A 22,806-nucleotide genomic window follows, 5' to 3' on the forward strand; every position below is an offset into this window, starting at 1 on the left:
ATCCGTACGCTCAAGTCATCCAAGTCATCGATCAAAGTGAGTTTTCCATGGGCGTTTCCTCGGATTACCCCGATGTCCCCGAATGGGTTTCGAAACCCGAGGGATATCAGGCAGGAGCCGTCACCAAGTACAAGGGCAACATCTTCCGCGCCGCCTTCTGGGCCTCGGAGCCGGGGATCGGCGACGCCAATACGAATGGCTGGCGGTTCTTCGACGAGTTGTACGACCAGAGCGCCCATACGCCGGTCCAGCAGGCGAAAGTCATCGCCTACATACCCACCTGGCGAAAAGCCGAGGGATTCGACTACGGCAATGGCGAGATGTATCAGTACATCACGCATGGGATCATCGCGTTCCTGACGTTCAGCCAGAGCAGCCTCGGCGAGTTCGACTCCGCGTCGCTGGCGGAGATCAAGACGATTCTCCCGGATGTCGTCATCGCCGGGAACCTGACCGACACCAAGATCATGGTCGCGCTGGGCGGCGCGAACGACTACGCCTTCCTCGACCTGATGACGGCGGTGGGAAACAATCCCGCCGCCCCGCAGCTCGACCAGGCCGTGCAAAACGTGGCCGACTTCGTCACCGCCAACGGCCTGGACGGTGTCGACCTCGATCTGGAGTGCTGGTGGGGCAAACCCGGTGAGCCGGACCAGGGCGGCCGGTTGAAGAGTGACGGACCGCATCCCGCAGGGCGGGGTCTGACGCTGTTCGCTCAGAAACTGAAGCAGGCCATGCCCGGCAAAATCGTTTCGGCGGCCATTTTCGGCACGTCGTGGTACGGGAACAACTACGACCCGGCGGTCGCGGACCACGTCGACTGGCTCGGGGTCATGACCTACGACCTCACCGGGTCGTGGGACCGGTCCCCTGTGGGCCCGCACACCGCCCTGCTCAAGATCCGCGGCGAGGACACCGCGGACGTACGCGAGGCGGACGTCTACCAGGAGTCGTACCTTCCCGAACAGCAGGGCGCCTGGCCGGGGCCCCGGACGGGCGGTTCGTCCTCGGGCGCGGACAACGTGGAGAACAACCCGATCGGGTCGGTGGAGGACTCCCTCTGGTACTGGTCGAACCCGCTCTTCGTGAACTGGCAGGGGACAGGGCACGGCGTGGCCCGCGACAAGCTCGCGGCCGGAGTGCCGATCTACGGCTATGACTTCACCGCCGCGAAGGATCCGGACGACCTGACCGGGGAAGTGCCCCCGGGATACAAGACGCTGCGGTACAAGGAGATCCTGGACGCGTTCCCGGACGCGCACAACGCCGCGAACGCGAACATCAAGACTCCCGGATCCACACCCCGGCCCGCCCTGGGCGAGCCCCTGCCTCCGGGCGACTACCCGTACGCCCACAACATCTATTTCGAGACCCCGGCCACCGCCGTCACCAAGCTGAACTTCCTCAAGGACGTGGGAGCCCAGGGCGTCATAATCTGGGAACTCTCCAATGACGTCTGGGAAGACGGCAAGAGCATCATCAAGGCCCTCTACCGCGCCTCCGGCAACCCCGAGCCCGAGCCCGTCACGAACCCGCCGGTCCCGGTGGCCAGTGGCTGTCTGTGGGACTCCATCGGGTTCCTGGGCCACGCGACCGACTACCTCCAGTTCCAGGACGACGGAATCATCCGGTCCGGTGTGCGGCAGTTCTCGGCCCGACTGTGGAACATCCCCGACGGCGACGACTGGGTGTCCGTTGCCCAACGCTCTCCTGCGGTGATCAGGAGGCAGTACTTCAACCGGCCGACCCGCATCGTGGACAAGGGGGCACTGGGGCTCTGGGGCGAGTTCGACGTCGTCGAATCGGACGACGTTCCGGCCTGGTACTGGGGTCACATGGAGACGGAGGACGGGGCGCCGTCCGGGTTCACTCGGTATCGCTCGCGTCTGTGGGGCCTCTCGCTCAGTGACGACTGGAAAGCCGGCGCGAGGCAGACTCCGGCGCTCGTCGCAGGTCAGTACTTCGACCAGCCGACGGAGATCGACGACCAGGGAGTCACCGGCCTCTACGGCCTTTTCGATGTCAGTGACGAGGCGAGCACCATGCCCTCGCTCGTGACGCAGGCCGCCGGGCCCAACGACTGCTCCTACTGCCTGATCGACGACTTCCCCACCCAGCCCAACGTGGCCCAGGTGAACCTGACGACCACGATGACCGTCGGGGAGGGGACGCCCTACCTCTACTCGATGATCACTCGGAACAGCGAATCGCTCGAATTTCCCGAGGGGGTCGTCATGACCCTCCAGGATCCCGACGGAAACACCTACGACCAGGCCGTCGAGGACGACAATCAACTCGTCCTGATGTCCGGTTCCTCGGTGCGATGTCTGATCGTCAAGGATCCCAAAGCGGGCGACTGGACCATGCACATGAACGTCCCGAGCGGCGTCGATTTCCGCTGCGAATGCGACACCGTTCCGAATGCGGACGTCTTCGACTCCATGGTGGAGACCTGGCAGAAACTCAGCAAATTGAGCGACATCGAGCCCCGGGACATCAGCGCGGGCCAGGTCGCGGCATTCCTGGGTGTGGCGGCGATCACGCTCCTGGTCCCCTTCCCGCTGGGCATCGCCACCCGAGCCCTGATATTGGCCGTCACCGGAGTCGGCTGGCTGGGGTTCTCGAACTCAGGCACCATGGATTCCGTCTCACGAAACATGGCGGAAGCCGCGGGAATCCTGTCGAAGGTGATGAAGGACCTGAAGGAAGAAGGATTCACCGCCCTCGAAAAGTATGTCTACCTGGTGGGGAAGAATATTTCCTACGAGGAGTACCAGGTCATTCTCAAGTACCCCGCCAATCTCTTCCACTGGCTCGGGATCCACCGCAGGGTGTACCAGGTTGTCGAACACATGACGGAGCCTGAGGAACAGAACGCCGTGCGCCATGTGTACTGGCAGTGTCTGCTCAAGAAGAGGCTGGGCGAAGAGTTCGCCGTGGCGATGGGCGACGCGCACGAGATCGGCCGCCCTGGGTCCGATGAGGACAACCGGGCGGACGAGATCAACAACAGGATCGGTCTTCAGCTGGCGGACGACGTGGAATCCGAGGAGGACTGCCTGCAGCGCGCCCGCGACATGTGGGCAGCGGGCGAGCTGGCCACGCGGGACCCGGAGACAGACCCCACCTGATTCGGGCTTCACTGTTCAGGTCGCAACGCGGGGGCGCCGCCAATGTGTTGGGCAGCGCCCCCGCCGTCGAGGAGGGCCACGGTCATCCGGCGGACCGCCTCCGTGATCAGCTCGGGAGAGGTCGCCAGGTTCATGCGTACGAAGCCCGCTCCCCCGGTGCCGAAGCCCGTCCCCGAATTGAGGGCGACCCGGCCGCGCTCCAGGAAGACGGTCGCCGGGTCCCCGGCCAGGTCCAGCGCTCGGCAGTCCAGCCACGCCAGGTACGTGCCCTGGGCCGGTTCGTAGCGCACGGCCGGGAGATGCTCGGCCAGCAGGTCGGCCAGCAGACGGCGGTTGTCGTCGAGGCCCGCGAGCAAGGTGTCGAGCCAGTCCCCGCCGTCCCGCAGGGCGGCCGTGTGGGCGATGACGCCGACGTGGCTGGGGCCATGGCTGACCTCTTCGGGAATGCGGGCCAGGTCGTCCGACGCGCCAGGCCCGGCGACGGCGAGGGCTGCCTTGAGACCCGCGAGGTTCCATGCCTTCGACGCCGACATCAGCGACAGGCCGTCCTCGGCACCCGGCACGGTCAGGTACGGGACGAACCGTGCAGCTCCGGCCAGGAGCGGGGCGTGGATCTCGTCCGCCACGACGCGCACACCGTACGTCCGGGACAGTCGCGCGGCATTCGCCAGCTCGGTGGCGGTGTGCACGGTGCCGGTCGGGTTGTGCGGGCTGCAGAGCAGGTACACGGGCCGCCCACCACCTTTCATGGCACGCCCGAACGCCTCCTCCAGCGCCGCGAAGTCGATCCGGAAGTCCGGGCCCAACGGGGCTTCCACGATCGGTCTGCCCATGTTCCCGACGAACTGGTAGAACGGCGGATACACAGGCGAGTTGACGATCACCGGATCGCCCGGACCTGAGACCAGCTTGAGCATCTCGACGATTCCCAGCATCACGTCGGGCACGATCGCCGTACGCTCCACCGCGAGGCCGTCCCAGCCCCACCGCTTGCTCGCGAACTCCGCGAGCGCCTCGGCGTATCCCGTGCCGGCCGGATATCCGGTGTCCCCGAGCGCCACCGCGTCGGTGATGGCCCGCGCGACCGGCTCGGCCAGCGGCACATCCATCTCGGCCACCCACAGCGGCAGCACGTCGTCCGGGTAGGTGCGCCACTTCATGCTCGTCCGCTTCCTCAGCTGTTCCAGGGAGAGGCTGCGCAGCGGGTTCGAGCCGTCGGGGACAGGAGTTTCTCGCGGAGAGGTGTCCATGCGGCCAAAATACGCGAAGGGGCCTCAATGAAATCCGCCTCTTTCGATCCCGACCCGCTCGCGCTCACGCATGCACCTCCACGTCTCCGACCGGCACGGCACAGCACAGCAGCGCCTGGTCGGTGTCCAGTCGTACGGCTGGTTCGCTGAGGTGTGCGACCTCGCCGGTGATCCGCTGGCGGCAGCTTCCGCAGGCGCCCGCGCGGCAGGCCGAGGGCAGCTTGAGACCCGCGGCCTCGGCCGTGTCGAGGAGCGTGCCGCTGTCCGTGGTCCAGGTGGTGCGCGTGCCGCTCGCCGTGTACTTCACGGTGAACGGGCCGGGCTCGGGCGGTGGCCGTTCGTCGAGGGCCACCGGGCTCGGCGACAGGAAACGCTCGTCGGTGACGGCGTCGCCCGGGACGCCTGCGGACAGCAGCGCCCCGCGCACCGTGTCGACGAAGCCGGGCGGGCCGCAGAGGTACGCCTCCACCGTCCCGTCCGCCGCCAGTTCACGCAGGTCCGCGGTGGTGGGACGGCCGGGGCTTGCGCCGTACGGCAGTTCGGCCCCGGGGTCGGTGACGTACAGCCGTGCTGTCGAGTGAGGCAGTTTCGCAAGGAGTTCGAGCACCGGCTCCCACAATGGGGTCTCGGCGCTGCTGCGGACGACGTTCAGTACGGTGACCTGCCGCTCGGGGGCGGTTTCCAGCAGGTCACGCAGGACGGGGAGCACGGGCGTGATGCCGATGCCCGCCGCCGCGAGCAGGAGCGGGCGGTCGGGAACGGAGGGCGCCGGCTCGTCGCCGTAGGGGCCGGACAGAAGCACCCGGGAGCCGAGCGGCAAGGCGTGCAGCCAGGGTGACATACGGCCGTCCGCGATCCGTTTGACGCTGATACGCAGTTCGGTCTCGGCGGCTGCCCCCGTGAGGGTGTAGCAGCGCCACAACGGGCCTTCCTCGTCCGTGAGATGGAGGCGGAGGTGCTCGCCGGGGCGGCACCTGGCCCCGGCGGGGTCGCGGAAGGCGAAGGTGGTGACGGTGGGGCTCTCCTCGGTCCGCCCGATCAGTTCGGCCCACCGAGGGCGGCCGGGTTCGGCCGGACGGGCGGCGTACCGGGGCATCGCGGGTGCGCTCCCCCGGTGCACGAGGCGGTCCCCCACCTCGATCCGGCCCCCGCGTACGACCCGGGCGTACACCCCGCAGTACAGGTGCCCGAAGCGGGACGCCAGCAGCGCCGGGACGTTCAGGTCGCGCACCCCCGTTCCGGGGCGGACGGTGGTGGCACGGCAGCGCTCGGTGGGGAACGTGAACTCCAGCTCCGCCGCGCCGAGTTGGACTCGGCGTCCGGGCAACTCCAGTTCGTTCCAGGCGCCGAGGCCGGAGACGTAGAGGTTGGCCCGGAAGCGGAGGGGGTCGACCGGGACTCCGGCCGCCTCCGCGAGCGCCTCCACCGTGTCGAGGTTGATGACGGACAGGGGTGCGTCGGGCCAGTCCCACAGCGCGGCGCCGGGGCGCTCCAGGCGGACCGGCCCGAGCAGGTCACGGATCCGCGCGTCGGTCTCCCTCAGGTCGCCGCCGTCCAGGGCGATCCGCAGTTCACGGCCGTCGGGGGCGGTGAGCCGCAGCGCGTCCGGCTCCAATGTCAGTCCGTAGGCGCCGAGTTGGGCATGCTTGCGCAGGCGCAGCAGGACCTCGCTGGAGATCCAGCCGTTCGCGTTCGCCCTGGCTCCCTCCGCGCCCTCGGAGAGTCCGAAAGCACGGTCCAGCGGCAGCCCTTGACCGACCGTCAGCTCGGCATGGGACAGCGGTTGGCCAGGCAGTCCCTTGACGGGGTACCGGTACACGGCCGTCAGAAGTGCTCCCACGTCGACTCCTCCCCAGCAGTGCACGGACCGCCGTCGTGGCAGCTCAAGCGCCCCTCCGCCAGGTCCAGCCGGACCGTGAGGAGTGTGCGCCACTGCTGCTGGAACGGCAGTCCCGGCTGCGGGTGGCAGCACACCGGGGCGCCGTCACTCTCGTGGACGTCGAGCAGCTCGGTCCAGCGGGCCGGGTCGGGCGAGGCGAGCAACTTCCGCCGGGCAGCGAGGTGTTCGAGCCGGGCGTAGGTCCCGGCGGTGGGTGCGGCCAGCTCCCCGGTAGCGAGGTGGGGATCGAGGAAGTGGTTGGTGTGCAGGAGGTATCCGTCGCTGTCCGGGGGCAGTACGGCGGTTCCGGCCGGGCTGAGTTCGACGCATACGGCGTCACCGTCCCGTCCGTCGTGGGCGACGACCGTCAGCACGGTGGACGCCGAGACGTCCGCCGACCGCGCGATGTCGACGGCTTCGGCGAGGGTGGCGGCCTCGTCCAGGATCCGGCGGGCCACGATGTGCACCGGGACGCCGATGCGCGCTCCGTCGGCGGCGTGGCTGAGGATGTTGAAGTGCAGCCCGAGGCCTGCCGAGTTGAGGCCGATCTTGCCCAGGATGCCGGCCTCCGTGAAGGTCCGCACCCCGGTGTGCCGGACCAGGCTCTTGGTGTCGGTGAACTCCTCGTGCCAGTCCCAGGTCTGGATGGTGTGCGGGGCGCCGGGGCCGCCGACGTACACGGCGGTGGTGCACTCGCCGTCGGCGGTGGCGCCGACGGTCGCGAGGATCTCGGTGCGGGCGTTGAGCATCCCGAGCTGCCACAGTTCCACGCCCGCGCCCCGGGCCAGGGCGACGAGTTCGGTGTGCAGGGCGGGCGCCCAGCGCCGTATCTCCTCGGCGGCCTGTTCACCGTACGACGGGAGGACGGCTGGATCGACCTGTACGGCCTCGAAGAGCCGCCGGTACTCGGTGATGCTCCTGCGTATGCGGGCCCGGTCGGCGGTGCCGACGGTGTGGCCGCGTTCCGCCGGGTCGGCGGTGTCGGTGAGGTGGCGGGCGATCACCGGGAGCTGCTCAGGATCGCGTCCCACATCACCTCGGCCGCGATGGCGCCGAGGCCCACGGAGTTGATGGCGTGGGCGCCGATCCGGGAGGGGGTCGTCGGCAGGTCGACCTCGTCGGTGGTGAGGGTGAAGAGGGTGTCGCCGTCGAGGTTGGTGTGGAAGGGCTGGATGCCCCGGTGCATGGAGCCGTGCACCTGTCTGCCGAACTGTTCCAGGGCCCGGTCGTCGAGCCGTACGTTGGTGATCAGCGCGGAGATGGTGGTGTTGCCGTGCGCGGTGGTGGGGCCGTCGCCGGCGAAGGCGGCCTGGTAGTCGAGGTGGGGCAGGCGACGGGTACCGGTGGCGGGGTCGTAGTTGCCGCGGATGACGGTGCCGTCGCGGTCGACGATCACGCCGACCGCGTTGACCACGGTCACGGCGAGAATCTTGATGTCGCCGATCTGCCGGAAGGCGGCGCCCTGGCCCGAGAACTCGCAGCGGGACCAGTCGATCTTACCGACGGAGGCGCTGATCCCGGCCCCCGCCCGGCCCACGGGGACCCGGTCCGCCGAGGCCAGGCGCAGGGCGGCGCGGCCGAGGGCCGCGTCGGGGACCACGGCGTTCCCGCGGGTGGCGAAGTCGTAGATGATCGCGCCCGACACGCACTTGAGGGCGTCCCAGCCGACCTGGTGGTCCACCCGGGCCCGCAGTTCGTCGGCGACTCCGGCGCAGGCGCCGAGTCCGTAGAGCGAGCCGCCGGACAGGCAGATGGCGTGGGCGTACTGCTTGTCGCCGTAGGAGAGGCCGATGGCGCCGCCGCGTTCGTCGATGAACATGCGGGCGCCGGCCGGGACATGGACGACGGTGGTGCCGGTGGGGCCCTCCGTGTACTGGGCGGTGCCGACCTCGACGCCGGGGAAGTCGTACTCGACGGTGCCTCGGCCGGGGCTGGGCTGCGGGACGAGGTCGAAGTCGTCGTTGCTCTTGGCCGGGCCGAAGGACGGTGGCGGGATGATCCGGGCGGCCGGTGCCGTGTGCTCGGTGAGCGTCATAGCGTCTCCAGGAGCTGTCGTGAGTAGGGGTGCTGCGGGGTGGCGTAGAAGCGGTGGGCGTCGGCGAGTTCGACGATCTCCCCGGCGCGCATCACCGCGACGCGGTGGGCGAGGTAGCGCACGGCGGCGAGGTCGTGGGAGATGAACAGGGCGCCGAAGCCGTGTTCGGTCTGGAGGTCGTGGACGAGGTTGAGGATCTGCGCCTGCACGGACACGTCGAGGGCGCTGACGGCCTCGTCGAGGACGATGAACTTGGGGTGGGTGATCAACGCGCGGGCGATGGCGACGCGTTGGCGCTGGCCGCCGGAGAGTTCGTGCGGGAGCCGTTCGGCGAAGGAGGCGGGCAGGCCGACCTGGTCGAGGATGCGCAGGACCGCTGGGTGGTGGGTGCGCAGTCGGCCGCCCTGGGCGGCGGCGAGGGGTTCGGCGACCGAATCGGCCACCGTCAGGCGGGGGTTGAGGGACCAGTGGGGGTTCTGGAGGACGGCCTGGACCTCTCCGGCGCGGGTACGGCGGCCGCCGTACGGGAAGCGGACCGTGCCGGAGGTGGGGCGGCGCAGGCCGAGGGCGACGGAGCCCGTGGTGGTCTTGCCTGAGCCGGACTCGCCGACCAGGCCGAGGGTCTCGCCGGCAGCGATGCGGAAGCTGACGTCCTTCACCGCGGTGAGCTTCTTGAACACGACGGACACGGAGTCCAGTTCGAGGACCGGTTCGCTCATCGGACCTCCTCCTTCGCCGGTCGCGCGGTCGATGCAGTGGCTGCCGTGGCCGGGTGGTGGCACAGCAGCGTCCGGCTCTCGACCGTGCGGGGTGCCGGGCGGGTAGTACGGCAGTCGTCGGCGGCCGAGGGGCAGCGCGGGCAGAAGACGCAGCCGGGGGTGTCCTCGGTGAGGACCGGTGGGGTGCCGCCGATGGTGAGCAGGCGGGTGCCGTCTTTCGCGCGGGCGGGGTCGGCGGCGGACAGGGCTGCGGTGTAGGGGTGCCGGGGTGCGGTGAGGACCTGCGCGGTGGCTCCGTCCTCGACGACGCGGCCGCCGTACATGACGGCGATGCGCGCGCACCGGCGGGCGACTCCGCCGAGGTCGTGGCTGAGCCACAGCACGGTGGTGCCGATCTCGGCGGCGAGCCCGAACAGCAGCCGCAGCACTTCCTCGCGGACCTGGGTGTCCAGGGCGGCGGTGGGTTCGTCGGCGATCAGCAGGTCCGGTTTGCGGGCCATGGCCATGGCGACGATGACGCGTTGGGCCATGCCGCCGGAGATCTCGTGCGGGTACAGGCGCAGAACGCGTTCGGGGTCGTTGATGCGGACGCCGTCGAGGAGGGCGGCCGGGTCCGCCTCGGTGGCCCGCAGGGCGAGCCGCAGCTGGCGGCCGATGCGCAGGGTCGGGTCGAGGGCACCGACGGGGTCCTGCGGGACGAACGCCAGCCGGTCGCGGCGGAGTTGGGCAAGGCGGGCGGCGGGCAGGTCGAGCACGGACTCGCCGTCGAGCAGGACCCGGCCGCGCGGGAACACGGTGGCCTTCGGCAGCAGGCGTCCGACGAGCAGGCCCAGGGTGGACTTGCCGGAGCCGGACTCGCCGACTATGCCCACGGTCTCGCCGCGGCCGACGGTGAGGGAGGCGCCGTCGAGGGCGCGGACGACGCGCTTGCCGGTGCGGTACTCGGCGACGACGTCCTCGATCTCCAGCAACGGTGTCGTCATACCAGCGACCTCGTCTCTCGGGGTTCGAAGCGGTCGCGCAGGCTGTCCCCGATGAGGTTGACGGCCATGATGGCGGCGATCAGGACGACTCCGGGGGCGACGATCAGCCAGGGCGCGCCGACCATGTAGAGGCCGCCCTCCTGGATGAGCAACCCGAGGGAGGCGTCCGGGAGTTGGACGCCGTAGCCGAGGAAGCTGAGGCCGCCCTCGACGAGGATGCCGACGGACAGGGCGTAGGTGCCCTGGACGGCGACGGTGCCGGCGACGTTGGGCAGGATGTGCCGGAGCATGATCGTAGGGGCGCGGACGCCGCTGATCCGGGCGGCGGTGACGAACTCGCGGCGGACGACCGCGCGGGCGGCGATGCCGACCATGCGGGTCATCAGCGGGACGGTCACCAGGACGATCGCGGCGAGGGCCGCCGTACGGCCGGGGCCGAGGACGGCGGCGACCAGGACGGCGAGGACGATGGCGGGAAAGGCGTACAGCACGTCCCCGATCCGCAGGATCACCTCGGCGGTACGACCGCCCCGGTAGCCGGCGAGGACGCCGAGAGCCGTGCTGATGACCGCCGTGCAGGTGACGGCGAGAGCGGACAGCAGGAGGGTGGTGCCGACGCCCTGGAACAGCCGGGGCAGCAGGGAGCGGCCGAGGTTGTCGGTGCCGAGGGGCCAGCTCGCGGCCGGGGGTGACAGGCGCGGTCCGACGATGGCGTCGGGGCGACCTCCGACGTCGGCGAGCTGCCCGACGAGGGTGACGAGAACAAGGACGACGAGCACCCACAGGGCGGCGCGGAAGAGCCCGTCGTAGCCGCGCATGGCTGCCGCGCGGCGGATACGGCGAGGGAGGGATCCACCCGTGTCGGCCACGCCGGACTTCGGCGCGGCCGACTCGGGACCCGGGGCCATCGGGTCGACGTTCGACGTGGCCGACACGGCGCCCGGGATCGTCGCGTCGACGTTCGGTACGGCCGACACGGGACCCGGGATCGTCGCGTCGACGTTCGATGCGGCCGACACGGGACCCGGGATCGTCGGGCCGACGTTCGGCGCGGCCGACACGGGACCCGGGATCGTCGGGTCAACGTCCGGTACGGCCGACACGGGACCCGGGGCCGTCGGGTCAACGTCCGGTACGGCCGACACGGGACCCGGGGCCGTCAGGTCAACGTTCGATGCGGCCGACACGGGACCCGGAGCCGTCAGGTCGGCGTCCGGCGCGGCCGACACGGCACCCGGGATCGTCGCGTCGACGTTCGACGCGACCGACTCGGGACCCGGAGCCGTCGGGCCGACGTCCGGCGCGGCCGACACGGCACCCGGGATCGTCGCGTCGACGTTCGACGCGGCCGGCTCGGCGCCCGGAGTCGCCGTCCCGGCGGTTCGCGCGGTCGGGTCGGCCTCCGGGTTCCGGGTCGGGCGGGGCCGGAGTTCCTTCCTCCTCATCCCGTCGCCTCCTTTCCGACCGTGCCGATCCGTGGGTCGATCAGCCCGCTGACCAGGTCGACCAGCAGGTTGGTGGTGATGAACACGGTCGCCGCGAGGAGCACGCCCGCCTGGATCACCGCGTAGTCGCGGCGGTCGAGGCCGTCGACGAGGTACGAGCCGAGGCCGGGGACGTTGAAGAGGCGCTCCACGATGACCGTGCCGCCGAGGAGATAGGCGCTGAGGGTGGCCACCAGGGTGAGGACGGGGACCGCGGCGTTGCGCAGGACGTGGTGGCGCACGATGAATCCCTTCGGTTCGCCACGGGCGACCGCCGCCGCGATGTGGGGTTCGACCAGCACGCCGAGCACCGCGTCACGGGTGGTGCGGGCGGTCGCGGCGACGCAGAACACGGCGAGGACGCAGGCGGGCAGGATCAGGGAGCCGGCCGAGCCGAGCGGGTCCTGGGACCAGGGGACGTACGTCCCGACGGTCAGGCCCAGGCTGTAGCGGGTGAACAGGAACACCACCAGGCTGCCGAGGACGAACTCCGGCAGGCTCATGCCGAAGGCGCTGACCAGCCGGCCCGGCACTCCCCCGCGTCCGCCGCCATCCCGGGTACCGGTGTACACGCCGAGCGGAACGCCTACGGCGACGGTGAGGAGGAGGGCGAGCACGGTGAGGGTGACGGTGACCGGAAGGCGGTCGCCGAACTCGGCGGCGACCGGGGTGCGGGCGGCGAGCGAGGTGCCGAAGTCGCCCTGGACGGCGTTGCGTAGCCAGTATCCGTACTGCTCGACGACCGGCCGGTCGAGGCCGAAGCGGGCCGCGGCCTCCGCCTTCTCGGCGCGGCTCGCGAGCGGGCCGAGGACGAGGTCGGTGTAGCTGCCGGGCATGGCGCGGACCGCCGCGAAGATCAGCACCGAGGCGCCGAAGAGGGTGAGGGCGGCGGTGGCGGTACGGCCGAGGAGCCAGCGGATGTGGTCCATGGCCGTTACTTCGCGCCCGGGAGCGTGTAGGAGGTGAGGTCGCGCAGGAGGTTGCCATAGCCCTCGGAGGCGCGCAGGGTGGGGCTGACCTGGTCGGTGCGGTAGCCGATGACGGAGGGGCGGGTCACCAGGGGCAGCATCTGGGCGGCGGTGTCGACGCGGGCGCACAGGTCGGCGAGGGTCTTCGTGCGGGTACTGCCGTCGGGTTCGCTCGCGGCCTTGTCGATGAGGGCGTCGAGGGTCTTGTCGTCGTTGAGGAAGGTCCCGGAGAAGCCCGCGATGACGGGGTTCCACCAGCGGGACACCATGGAGGCGTCGACGTAGCCGGCGAACCAGCCGATGGCGAGGTCGAAGTCGGGCTCGGCGCCGAACACCTTGGCGCCGTAGGTGGTGTCGTCGTACTTCTGGATCTCGACGGTGACGCCGGCGGCGGCGAGCTGCTGCTGGATGACCTGGGCGATCTGGCCGACGGCGGGCTCGGAGGTGTAGACGGCGAGGCGCAGGGTGCCAATGTCCTTGAGGGCGGTGGTGTCGCCGCTCGTGGTGGCGGGCAGCTTCGCGGGGTCGCAGGCTCCGGGCAGGACGCTCGGGGTGACGCCGGTGGGCTGGGACTGGCCGCCGAGGGCGACGGAGGCGATCTCGGTCCGGTTCAGGGCGCTGTTCAGCGCGAACCTGATCTTCTCGTCGGCGAGCGGCGAGTCGGGGTTCTTCGAGTTCTGGATCAGGTAATAGAAGTCGCTGTTGGTCTGGCTGACGACCTTGGCGTTCTTCGTACCGGTCAACTGGTCCATGGAGTCGACGTTGTTGAAGTTCACGAATGCCGCACTGCCATTGCGAAGGGCGGCGAGCCGGGCGGCTTCCTGCGGCACGATCTCGATCTTCAGATCGCTGATGCGGATGTTCTTCGCGTCTCGGTAGGACGAATTGCGGGTGAAGTTCCAGTACTGGTCCTGCTTGTGGTTCTTCACCACGAACGGGCCGGTGCCCAGCATTTCCTTCTGCGGGTCCAGCGAGCCCTCGTCGATCTCCTTCATGGGGAGGATCGCGGCGGGGGTGTTGGCGAGCGCGGCGAGGAACGGCGTGTAGGCCTTGGTGAGTTCGACGGTCACCTGGTCCGTGCCCGTGGCCTTGACGGACTTCACCGGGCCGAGCTGGGCGGCATAGGCGGCCTTGGACTTCAGCAGGCGCTGGATGCTGCCGACGACGTCGGCGGGGGTGAGCGCGCGGCCGTTGGAGAAGGTCACGCCCTTGCGGAGGGTGAAGACGTAGGTGGTGGCGTTCGGCTGCTTCCAGGAGCTGGCCAGCAAAGGCTCGATGCCGAACTTGGGGTCGACGGTCACGAGGGGCTCGTAGACGAGGGACTCGATCGACCAGGAGCGGGCGGTGGCGGCGGTCTGCGGGTCGAGACCGCCGGCCTCCACCGAGTCGTAGTCGAGCTGGACGGTGAGCGGTCCGGAGCCCTTCAGGGAAGTGTCGGATTCCGCGAGGTAACCGGACTTCGACGCCTTGCCGGCGGCGTCGGCATCGGTCGTGGCGGGCGCGGAACAGGATGTCATGGCGGACGAAAGAGCGACGGAACAGGCGACGAGGAGTGCTGATCTTCGCATTCTCGCTCCTCCTTTCGGAGAGTTTGCCGGATCGTTCCGGCAATTACGGTGAGAGAACTGGCGGTTGGGGTGACACGGGATTCCTGTGACGCTTTCGGAGAACGCCTACGCCGAGGTGGAGGCGCGGAAGTGGAGGTCGATGGGAAGGGGACGCACGGTCCCCCGGGGAGTTTCGCCGGAGAGGATCTCGCAGAGCAGCCGGGCGCACTCGGCGCCCATGGTCCGCGGCCGTAGGTCGACCGCGGTGATCGGGGGTTCCGCCGTCCGCATGGCGGAGCTGTCGACGCAGGAGGCGAGGAGCAGGTCCTGGCCCACCGTGCGTCCGGCGGCGCGCAGTTCGGGCAGTACGGCCGCGGCGGCGCCGTCCGCGGCGCACACGATCGCGTCGATGTCCGGCGTCCGCGCGAGCAGTTGCCGTACGGCGGCTTGCAGCACGTGGGGCGGGGAGCCGAACGGCTCCTTGCTGACGAGTTCGGGCAGGCCGCGCTCGGCGCACCAGCGGGCGTGGGTCCGCTGGAGGGTGAGGGCCCAGTCGCCGGTGGTGTCCGAGGCGACGAACGCCGGGCGGCGGGCGCCGGACGCGTAGAGGTGGTCGAGGAGTTCGGTCATCGACGCGTCGTGGTCGGACCGTACGACCCCGGTGGGCTCACGGTCGCCGACGTACCGCTCGGCCGTGACGACCGGCAGTCCGCTGCTCATCAGCTGCTCGACGAACGGGTCCTCGGCCATCGGGTCGCACAGCACCAGACCGTCGACCTGCGGGATCGCGCCGCGTCGGTGCGGGAGGTGTCCGGAGGACAGCAGGGTGACGTTGAGTCCGGCGCGGGCCGCCTGTTCGGCGACGCCGAAGACGAACGACATGTAGTACTCGGCGCTGGTCAGGAACTCGGGGATGTGCAGCGCGATGGTCTCGGTCACCGAGGTGCGCAGGCTGCGGGCGGTGCGGTTGGGCGCGTAGCCGAGCCGCTCGGCCGCATCCAGGACCGCCCTGCGGGTGGGCCCCGACACCCGGCCGTGTCCGCGCAGCGCGTCCGACGCGGTGGTCTTGGAGACCGCGGCCTCCCGGGCCACGTCGGCGATGGTGGGCGCGTCGGGTCCGGGTGGCAGGTCAGGAATCCTGGTCGACATGGCGGGTCACCAACCGTGGGTGAGGACGTCGTCGAGGGCGCTGACGAACACGTCCGCGCTGTCCCGGGTCAGACACAGCGGCGGTTTGATCTTCAGCACGCACTGCCGGTCGGAGGTCGGCTGCATGATCACGCCGAGTTCGCGCAGCCGCTCGCAGATCGCGGCCGTCTCCTCGGTCGCGGGCTCCAGGGTCGTACGGTCGCGCACGAACTCCAAGCCCAGGTAGAGGCCCGAGCCGTGCACGGCGCCGATCAGCGGGTGCCGGCCGGTGAGTTCGACGAGCCGGTCCTTCAAGTGGCCGCCCACGTCACGGGCGTTGGCCTGGAGGTTCTCGTCGCGCAGGACGTCGAGGACGGTCAGGCCGACGACCGAGCTGACGGGGCTGCCGCCGGAGGAGGAGAAGAAGTAGCCCTGGGTGCGGTAGGCGTCGGCGATCTCGCGTCGGGTGATCACGGCGCCGAGCGGGTGTCCGTTGCCCATGGCCTTGGCGACGGTCACAACGTCCGGTACGGCGCCCTGCTGCTCGAAGCCCCAGAAGTGGGTGCCGAGCCTGCCGTAGCCGACCTGCACCTCGTCGGCGATACAGAGGCCTCCGGCGGCGCGGGTGGCTTCGTAGACCTGCTTCAGGTAGCCGTCGGGGAGGGCCATGCCGCCGGCGTTACCGTAGTACGGCTCGCACAGGAAGGCGGCGGGTGCGCGTCCCTCGGCGGCGAGTTCGGTGATCCGGGCGGCGGCCTCGGGGCCGTAGCGCCAGGCCTCCTCGCCCCGGTAGCGGCCCCGGTAGGTGTTGGGTGCCGCGACCGTGTGCACCCAATCCGGGCGTGAGGAGAGAGCGTTGGGGTTGTCGGCGACGGAGGTGGAGACGGCGTCGCTCGCGTAGGTCCAGCCGTGGTAGGCCTCTTCGACGGCGACGACGTCCTGCCGTCCGGTCGTCGCCCAGGCGAGCCTGAGCGCGAGGTCGACCGCCTCGGAGCCGCTGTTCACCAGGAACACCGTGTCGAGTTCGGCGGGGAGCAGTGCGGTGAGCCGTTCGGAGAGCTCGACCACCGAGGCGTAGTGGAAGCGGGAGTTGGTGTTGAGCCGCTGCCACTGGCGGTGGACGGCGTCGCTCAGGGCTGGGTGGCCGTGGCCTAGGACGGTCACGTTGTTGAGCATGTCGAGGTAGCCGCGGGCCCGGGTGTCGACCAGGTGCTGGCGCCAGCCGCGCTCGATGCGGGGCGGGGCCTCGTAGTAGTGCTCCTGGACGGTGGCGAGGGAGTTGTTGCGGCGCTCCAGCAACTCCGGTTCTCCGGCGGGGAGTTCGGGCACGGCGGTGAGCAGGAGTGCGGTGGGGTCCGGGCACACATCGAGCCAGCCGGCAGCGAGATCGGGGGTGGCGAAGCGAGGTGGGCGCACGCCGGGGAGCCGGGAGAGCTGGACGTGCAGCCGGTGGGGGCCGTCGTGGTCGGCGACGGTACCGAGCAGTTGGCCGGGCTTGACGGGGCCGGAGGGCAGGGGGCCGATGTCGAGGCCGTCCAGGATCAGGTCCGGGCCGCTGTCCTGACGGAGTGTCACCACCCAGTCGGCGTCCCGGGCCAGCGTGCCCTCCCAGGGCGCCACGACCTCCAGCGGGCCGGTGACGTACAGCTCCACGCCGAGCGCGCAGGTCTCGGGCGGGGTCTCCGTGTCGACGGTCGTGCGGGTCAGCCGGTACTCGCCGTGCCGGGTCCGTACGGCCTGATGGTCCGTCAACATCGAGGCGGCAAGGGCGTGTTCGATGTCGGCGTCCTGCCAGCGGCCGGTGTGGAGATCGTCGGCGAGCACCGACAGGTCGAGAGCGGGTACGGCGTCGGGAAGGGCCGGTACCAGGCGGTCGCCGGTGAGCGGCGTGCGGGTCGTCGACAGGCCCAGCGTGTCCCGGAGTTGTGCCGTCATCACCCGTGCCGGGACCGAGGTCGCGACCTCGAACATCGTCCACTCGCGGTCCAGCGCGGCCGAGGCGTAGCCGTTGTCCGGGTCGAGCCGCACGTCGTACTGGCCGCTGACCACCAGGACGGCCGCGCGCAGCACGATCAGCGGCCAGAGCACGGCGATCTCGTCGTCGCCGAGCGGGCGTTCGGCGTGGAAGGCGCGCACGGCGGGCAGTACGGACGTCGGGCCCGCCCCGTGGTGGTGCAGGACGGAGGTGCAGGCGACGGCCAGTTCCGCCACCGTCCAGCCGAGCCCCAGGTCGCCGAAGTCGATCACACCGACGGGCAGGGGGCGGCCGTCGGGGGCGGTCTCGCAGACCACGTTGTTGTCGGTGATGTCGCCGTGGACGACCTGGGTCGCCAGCCGGTCGGCGTACGGGTCGACCAGGGCGTGGGCTGCTCGGGCGGCCCGTAGGACCCGCTGGGCGCGGAGTTGGTCGGGCAGGTGCGGGGCGAGGGTCTCGACCACCGTGAGGGCGTTGCGCAGATCCCACAGCCGGACCCGGTCCCCCGCCTCATCGGCGTCGAAATCGGCCAGGGCGGCGGCGACCTGTCCGGCGATGCCGCCCAGCCGGGCGACGACCGACGGGGCGAGGTAGCGGCTGTCCATGATCGGCTCGCCGGGGACGAAGTCCAGGAGCAGACAGGCGAGTTCCGAGCCGTCGACGGTGAGCCACTGGATCCGGTCGCCGTCGACCCCGGGCCGGGCCTGCGGGAGCCTCAACTCCGGGAGTGCAGCGGCCAGTTCGTCGATGGCCGCGCACTGTGTACGCAGGGCGGCGGGGACGGTGGCCGGGTTGGCGATCTTCAGGACGTGTTCGGCCGTGTCGGTGCGCACCCGGTAGTTCTGGTCCTGCTGACTGCCCAGCGACCGGACCGTGCCACGCACCCCGAACCGCTCGGCGAGCAGCGCGAGCGCGTCGGCCTCGTCGACCTGGGCGATCGGCTCGACGAGCCAGTCGGCGGAGGGAAGACCCATGGGTGGCACCGCTTCTCCTGCATGTGTCTTGTGCCTTGCGTGACTCCGGCATGCCGGAACGTTCCGGCAAACGTAGATCCGACATCCCGGAGCGTCAATACCATCAGGGGACATTTCAAAAAAATTGAAAGTTTGGGGTTGGTAAGGCTACCCTCACCTCGCCCCCGCCGCTCAGCGGCCACTCGTACCTCCTGGATGGCGTCATGAGAGTCCCCTCTTTCAGAAGAACCCTGGCCGCCTGCGCGGCCTCCGCCCTGCTCGTACTGACCGGCTGTGCGGACTCCAACTCCGATTCCGACTCGGCCGGTTCGTCGGAGGCCTCCTCCTCGGCGTCCGCCGCCGCTTTCCCCGTGAGCATCAAGCACGCCTTCGGTACGACGGTGATCGATAAGAAGCCGACGCGCGTCGCCACGATCGTGTGGAGCAACCACGACGCCGCACTCGCCCTCGGGGTCGTCCCCGTCGGCATACCGAAGCAGACGTACGGTGACCAGGACGGCGACGGCGTGCTGTCGTGGACCACGAAGAAGCTCACGGAACTGAAGGCCGACACGCCCGCGTTGTTCGACGAGTCCGACGGCCTGGACTTCGAGGCGATAGCCGACACCCGCCCGGACGTGATCCTCGCCGCCCACTCCGGCCTCTCCAAGGCCGACTACACCACCCTCAGCGAGATCGCCCCGACCGTCTCCTACCCCGACACCGCGTACGGCACGACCTGGCGGGACACCGTCCGGCTCGACGCCGAGGCGCTGGGCCTCGCCTCGGAGGGCGACGCGCTCGTCGCGAGCCTGGAGAAGTCGATCGACGAGGCGGCCGCGAGCCACCCCACGATCACGGGCCGTACCGCGCTGGTCGGCTACATCGACCCCAAGGACTTCAGCGCCGTCGGCTACTACACCACCCACGACGCCCGGAACCAGTTCTCCGTCGACCTCGGCATGAAGTACCCGGACAGCCTGACGGAACTGTCCGCGAAGACCGAGGAGTTCTACGCCACCATCAGCGCGGAGAAGGCCGACGTCTTCGACGACGTCGACATCTTCGTGACCTACGGCGACGACAAGCTCCTGGCCAGGCTCCAGAAGGACCCGCTGCTCGGCAAGATCCCGGCGATCGCCAAGGGCGCGGTCGTCGTCCTGGAGGACAACTCCGAGCTGGCCGCCGCGCTCTCCCCGCCCACCGCGCTCACCATCCCGGCCACCACCGACGAGTACGCCGGTCTGCTCGCCGACGCGGCGGCCAACCTCACGTGAGAACACGCTCGTCGCTGTGGCTGCCGGCCTGTGTGCTGCTGGTCGCCGTGGCCGCCGTGCTGTCCGTCATCTTCGGTGCCAGGACGGTCTCCCCCGGCGACGCGCTGGCCGCCCTCGTGCACGGCGACGACGGCTCCCTCGCCCGGGCCGCCGTCCGGCAGCGTGTTCCCCGTACGGGGCTCGCGCTGCTGGTCGGCGCGGCGCTGGGCACGGCCGGCGCGGTGATGCAGAGCCTGACCCGCAACCCGCTGGCCGACCCGGGCATCCTCGGGGTCAACGCCGGTGCCGCACTGGCGGTCGTCTGCGGCATCGCGTACCTCGGCATCAGCACACCCACGCAGTACATGTGGCTGGCGGTCGCCGGGGCGGGCGCGGCGGCCGTGCTCGTGTACGTGATCGGCTCGCGCGGGCGGGGCGGTGCGACGCCGGTGAAGCTGGCGCTGGTCGGGACGATGGTCACGGCCGCGTTGTCCTCGCTGGTCAGCGCGGTGCTGCTGCCGCGTCTCGACGTGGTGGACACCTTCCGGTTCTGGCAGATCGGCGGGGTGGGCGGCGCGTCGGCGGACGGCATCCTCCAGGTGCTGCCGTTGCTAGGCGTCGGTTTCGTGCTCAGCCTGGCCTCGGCGCGCGGCCTGAACGCGCTCGCGCTCGGCGACGACCTGGCCACCGGTCTGGGTCAACACGTCGCCCGTACCCGCCTGTTGGCGGCTCTCGGGGCGGTCCTGCTGTGCGGGGCGGCGACCGCGGCGGCGGGCCCCATCGGCTTCGTCGGGCTGGTCGTCCCGCACCTGGTCCGGCTGCTGACCGGCCCCGACAACCGCTGGGTCCTGCCGCTGTCCGCCCTCACCGGGGCGGCGCTGGTGACCCTCGCCGATGTGACGGGCCGTCTGGTGGCCCGGCCCGAGGACATGGAGGTCGGCATCGTGACGGCGGTCATCGGGGCGCCGGTGTTCATCGCCGTCGCCCGACGGCAGAAGGTACGGGAACTGTGAGCGAGACCATCGGGGCCGCCTCCGTCGAGGTGATCCGCCGCGGCCGACGGCGCCGGGTCCGCCGTAGACGAGTGGTCGTCGCCTGCCTGGTCACGGTGCTTGCCGCACTGTTCGTCATCAGCCTGTGCGTCGGTCACACCGTCTACTCCCCCTACGACGCCCTGCGCGTCGTCCTCGGTGAGACCGTGCCCGGCGCCTCCTTCACCGTGGAGCGGCTGCGGCTGCCTCGGGCGCTCACCGGGCTGCTTGCCGGGTTCGCGTTCGGGCTGGCCGGGGCGACCTTCCAGACGCTGCTGCGGAACATGCTGGCCAGTCCCGACGTCATCGGCATCACGTCGGGGGCGAGTGCCGCGGCCGTCTTCGCGATCATCGTGCTGGGGCTCGGCGGCACGCCGGTGTTCCTCGTCGCCGTACCGGCGGGCATCGCCGTCGCGCTCGTCATCTACCTGCTGACCTACCGTCAAGGGGTGCTCGGCGCGCGGCTCGTGCTCGTGGGTATCGGGATGGGCGCGCTCCTCAACAGCGTGACCTCGTATCTGCTGCTGCGGGCGCCGGCCTGGGACGTGCAGGAGGCGATGCGCTGGCTGACCGGGAGCCTCGGCTCGGCGTTCTGGGACGGGGTGGGCCCGCTGGCCGCCGGAGTGGTGCCGCTGACGGCCGTACTGCTGGCGCTGGAGCGCCCCCTGACGGCGCTTCAGCTCGGTGACGACAGCGCCCGCGCGCTCGGCACCCGGGTGGAGACCGTACGGCTGACCCTCGTGCTCGGCGCGGTCGGGCTGACCGCGCTCGCCACCGCGGCGACCGGCCCCATCGCGTTCGTCGCCTTCCTCTCCGGACCCGTCGCCCAACGGCTGACCGGTGGCAACGGCTCACCGCTGCTGCCGGCCGCGCTCACCGGCGCGGTCCTCGTCCTGGCCGCCGACCTCATCGGCCAGTTCGCCTTCGACACCCGGTTCCCCGTCGGTGTCGTCACCGGAGCTTTGGGCGCGCCCTGCCTGCTGTGGCTGCTGGCCCGGCCCGGCCGTACCCGCCTTGCCCGTCGTGCCGAAGGAGTCCTCTAATGAGCACCACCCGTACCCTCACCGTCGAGGCCGCCCGCTTCGGCTACGCCGGACGGATCGTCGTCGACGGCCTCGACCTGCGGGTCCCGCCGGGCGCGGTGACCGTGATCGTCGGCGCGAACGCCTGCGGCAAGTCCACGCTGCTGCGCGGGATGGCCCGGCTGCTGGCCCCCGAGCGCGGGGCGGTGCTGCTCGACGGCAAGGACATCCACCGCACGCCCACCCGTCAAGTGGCCCGCGCGCTGGGCCTGTTGCCCCAGTCACCCACGGCGCCCGAGGGCATCGCGGTGGCCGACCTGGTCGCGCGTGGCCGTACCCCGCACCACGGACTGCTGGGCCGCTGGACACCGGCCGACGACGAGGCGGTGGCACGCGCCATGACGGCGACGGGCGTACTGGACCTCGCCGACCGTCCCGTCGACGAACTCTCCGGCGGACAGCGCCAGCGCGTCTGGATCGCGACCGCCCTGGCCCAGGAGACGGATGTCCTCCTCCTCGACGAGCCGACCACCTACCTCGACGTCACCCACCAGGTGGAGGTCCTCGACCTGCTCACCGACCTCAACCGCGACCGGGGCACGACCGTCGTCATGGTCCTGCACGACCTCAACCTCGCCGCCCGGTACGCCGACCACCTCGTCGCCGTGAAGGACGGCGCCCTGTACGCGACGGGCGCCGCGGCCGAGGTGGTGACCCCGCGGACCGTGGCGGACGTGTTCGGCCTGCGCGCCGAGGTCATCGAGGACCCGGTGTCGGGCGCCCCACTGGTCCTGCCCGTGGGCAGACACCACACGCGAAGCGCCTAACCCTTCCTGTCCTGGTCGTCCCGCTCCGCCTTGTACTTGCGCCAGGCGGCGGGCAGTTGCTGTACCTCCAGCAGCCAGCCCAGGTAGTCCCGCATGTTGCGGATGCGCTGGTGGGCGGGGCCACCGGGGACGGTCCCGGCCAGCGCTCGCGCGGCGAGGTCGCGCTGGCTGCGCAGATAGCCCTGTTCCTTGTCCAGGAAGCCGCCCCAGACGTCCTCGTCCATGACGTAGTAGTGGGCACGGTCGTCGGGGCGCCGCACCCGGCGGACGAATCCCGCCGCGATGAGACTGCGGGTGTACGTCGACACCGAACCGCGACTGGCTCCCGCCACCTCGGCCAGCTCCTCCGCCGACACGCCCTCGGCCGCGTCGCTGACCATCAGATACGCGGCGATCCGGCCTTCGATGCGCGAGGACCCCATGCTCTGCCAGTAGTCCGCGAAGCTCTCGATGAACCAGTCCGGGAACGTCTCCCCGGCCCGCTCGTCCATCTCGCCCTTCGGCCCGCCGTCCTGCGGTTCCACTGCTCTGCCTCCCCGGCGCATGATCTTCCGGGGAGCCTAGGGAACATGCCACGACGGGGCAAACGACGGACGGACGGACGCTCCTTGCGTCGGC

General features: G+C 70.6%; 17 protein-coding genes. 5 read left to right on the forward strand and 12 right to left on the reverse strand.

The features are described from left to right. Positions 1-47: 47 nt before the first annotated feature. Positions 48-3,131 carry a glycoside hydrolase family 18 protein gene (locus LUX31_RS00195; RefSeq protein ID WP_235472458.1) on the forward strand — a complete coding sequence of 1,028 codons (3,084 nt, stop codon included), beginning with the start codon at positions 48-50 and terminating at the stop codon, positions 3,129-3,131. Positions 3,132-3,139: 8 nt separating this feature from the next. Here LUX31_RS00195 and LUX31_RS00200 read toward each other — a convergent pair whose 3' ends face one another. From LUX31_RS00200 to LUX31_RS00250, 11 genes are all read right to left on the reverse strand, one after another. Beyond that, positions 3,140-4,381 carry a MalY/PatB family protein gene (locus LUX31_RS00200; protein ID WP_235472459.1) on the reverse strand — a complete coding sequence of 414 codons (1,242 nt, stop codon included), beginning with the start codon at positions 4,379-4,381 and terminating at the stop codon, positions 3,140-3,142. A 64-nt stretch (positions 4,382-4,445) separates the two neighbouring features. Continuing rightward, entirely contained in the window at positions 4,446-6,221 is a 1,776-nt protein-coding gene (locus LUX31_RS00205; RefSeq protein WP_235472460.1) for an MOSC domain-containing protein, read from the reverse strand. Next, positions 6,206-7,291 carry a C45 family autoproteolytic acyltransferase/hydolase gene (locus LUX31_RS00210; protein WP_235472461.1) on the reverse strand — a complete coding sequence of 362 codons (1,086 nt, stop codon included), beginning with the start codon at positions 7,289-7,291 and terminating at the stop codon, positions 6,206-6,208. The genes LUX31_RS00205 and LUX31_RS00210 overlap by 16 nt, the downstream gene beginning before the upstream one ends. Continuing rightward, positions 7,261-8,295, reverse strand: a complete 1,035-nt coding sequence (locus tag LUX31_RS00215) for a P1 family peptidase (RefSeq protein WP_235472462.1) — start codon at positions 8,293-8,295, stop codon at positions 7,261-7,263. The genes LUX31_RS00210 and LUX31_RS00215 overlap by 31 nt, the downstream gene beginning before the upstream one ends. Beyond that, complete coding sequence (locus LUX31_RS00220) at positions 8,292-9,014, reverse strand: ABC transporter ATP-binding protein (RefSeq protein WP_235472463.1); 723 nt, start codon at positions 9,012-9,014, stop codon at positions 8,292-8,294. Before LUX31_RS00220 ends, LUX31_RS00215 begins: the two co-directional genes overlap by 4 nt. Next, the gene (locus tag LUX31_RS00225) at positions 9,011-9,997 is read right to left on the reverse strand and encodes an ABC transporter ATP-binding protein (RefSeq protein WP_235472464.1); all 987 of its coding nucleotides are present in this window, start codon (positions 9,995-9,997) and stop codon (positions 9,011-9,013) included. Before LUX31_RS00225 ends, LUX31_RS00220 begins: the two co-directional genes overlap by 4 nt. Next, on the reverse strand, positions 9,994-11,442 hold the full coding sequence (locus LUX31_RS00230; protein ID WP_235472465.1) for an ABC transporter permease: 1,449 nt from the start codon (positions 11,440-11,442) through the stop codon (positions 9,994-9,996). Before LUX31_RS00230 ends, LUX31_RS00225 begins: the two co-directional genes overlap by 4 nt. Further along, on the reverse strand, positions 11,439-12,410 hold the full coding sequence (locus tag LUX31_RS00235; protein ID WP_235472466.1) for an ABC transporter permease: 972 nt from the start codon (positions 12,408-12,410) through the stop codon (positions 11,439-11,441). The genes LUX31_RS00230 and LUX31_RS00235 overlap by 4 nt, the downstream gene beginning before the upstream one ends. 5 nt (positions 12,411-12,415) lie before the next feature. Next, positions 12,416-14,017 carry an ABC transporter substrate-binding protein gene (locus LUX31_RS00240; RefSeq protein WP_235472467.1) on the reverse strand — a complete coding sequence of 534 codons (1,602 nt, stop codon included), beginning with the start codon at positions 14,015-14,017 and terminating at the stop codon, positions 12,416-12,418. Between the two features lie 105 nt (positions 14,018-14,122). Next, positions 14,123-15,145, reverse strand: coding sequence for a LacI family DNA-binding transcriptional regulator (locus LUX31_RS00245; RefSeq protein WP_235472468.1), 1,023 nt, complete (start codon positions 15,143-15,145; stop codon positions 14,123-14,125). 6 nt (positions 15,146-15,151) lie between these two features. Continuing rightward, positions 15,152-18,073: an aminotransferase gene (locus tag LUX31_RS00250; protein ID WP_235472469.1), complete on the reverse strand. Its 2,922-nt coding sequence runs from the start codon at positions 18,071-18,073 to the stop codon at positions 15,152-15,154. A gap of 203 nt (positions 18,074-18,276) precedes the next feature. Between LUX31_RS00250 and LUX31_RS00255 the strand changes: the two genes are divergently transcribed. From LUX31_RS00255 to LUX31_RS00270, 4 genes are read left to right on the forward strand one after another with little or no spacing between them, the layout of a single operon-like run. Next, on the forward strand, positions 18,277-19,329 hold the full coding sequence (locus tag LUX31_RS00255) for an iron-siderophore ABC transporter substrate-binding protein (protein ID WP_235472470.1): 1,053 nt from the start codon (positions 18,277-18,279) through the stop codon (positions 19,327-19,329). After that, entirely contained in the window at positions 19,326-20,321 is a 996-nt protein-coding gene (locus LUX31_RS00260) for a FecCD family ABC transporter permease (RefSeq protein WP_235472471.1), read from the forward strand. The genes LUX31_RS00255 and LUX31_RS00260 overlap by 4 nt, the downstream gene beginning before the upstream one ends. Then, positions 20,318-21,382 carry a FecCD family ABC transporter permease gene (locus LUX31_RS00265; protein ID WP_443045907.1) on the forward strand — a complete coding sequence of 355 codons (1,065 nt, stop codon included), beginning with the start codon at positions 20,318-20,320 and terminating at the stop codon, positions 21,380-21,382. The genes LUX31_RS00260 and LUX31_RS00265 overlap by 4 nt, the downstream gene beginning before the upstream one ends. Continuing rightward, on the forward strand, positions 21,382-22,188 hold the full coding sequence (locus LUX31_RS00270; protein ID WP_235472472.1) for an ABC transporter ATP-binding protein: 807 nt from the start codon (positions 21,382-21,384) through the stop codon (positions 22,186-22,188). Before LUX31_RS00265 ends, LUX31_RS00270 begins: the two co-directional genes overlap by 1 nt. On the opposite strand, the gene LUX31_RS00275 is transcribed toward LUX31_RS00270, so the two are convergent. Further along, positions 22,185-22,712 (reverse strand): GbsR/MarR family transcriptional regulator, encoded by a 528-nt coding sequence (locus LUX31_RS00275; protein ID WP_235472473.1) that lies wholly within the window; start codon positions 22,710-22,712, stop codon positions 22,185-22,187. The two genes, LUX31_RS00270 and LUX31_RS00275, sit on opposite strands and share 4 nt — an antisense overlap. Positions 22,713-22,806: the final 94 nt, after the last annotated feature.

Origin of the sequence: Streptomyces sp. GQFP, assembly GCF_021545335.1 — a bacterium.
In the GTDB taxonomy this organism is placed as follows: Bacteria; Actinomycetota; Actinomycetes; order Streptomycetales; family Streptomycetaceae; genus Streptomyces.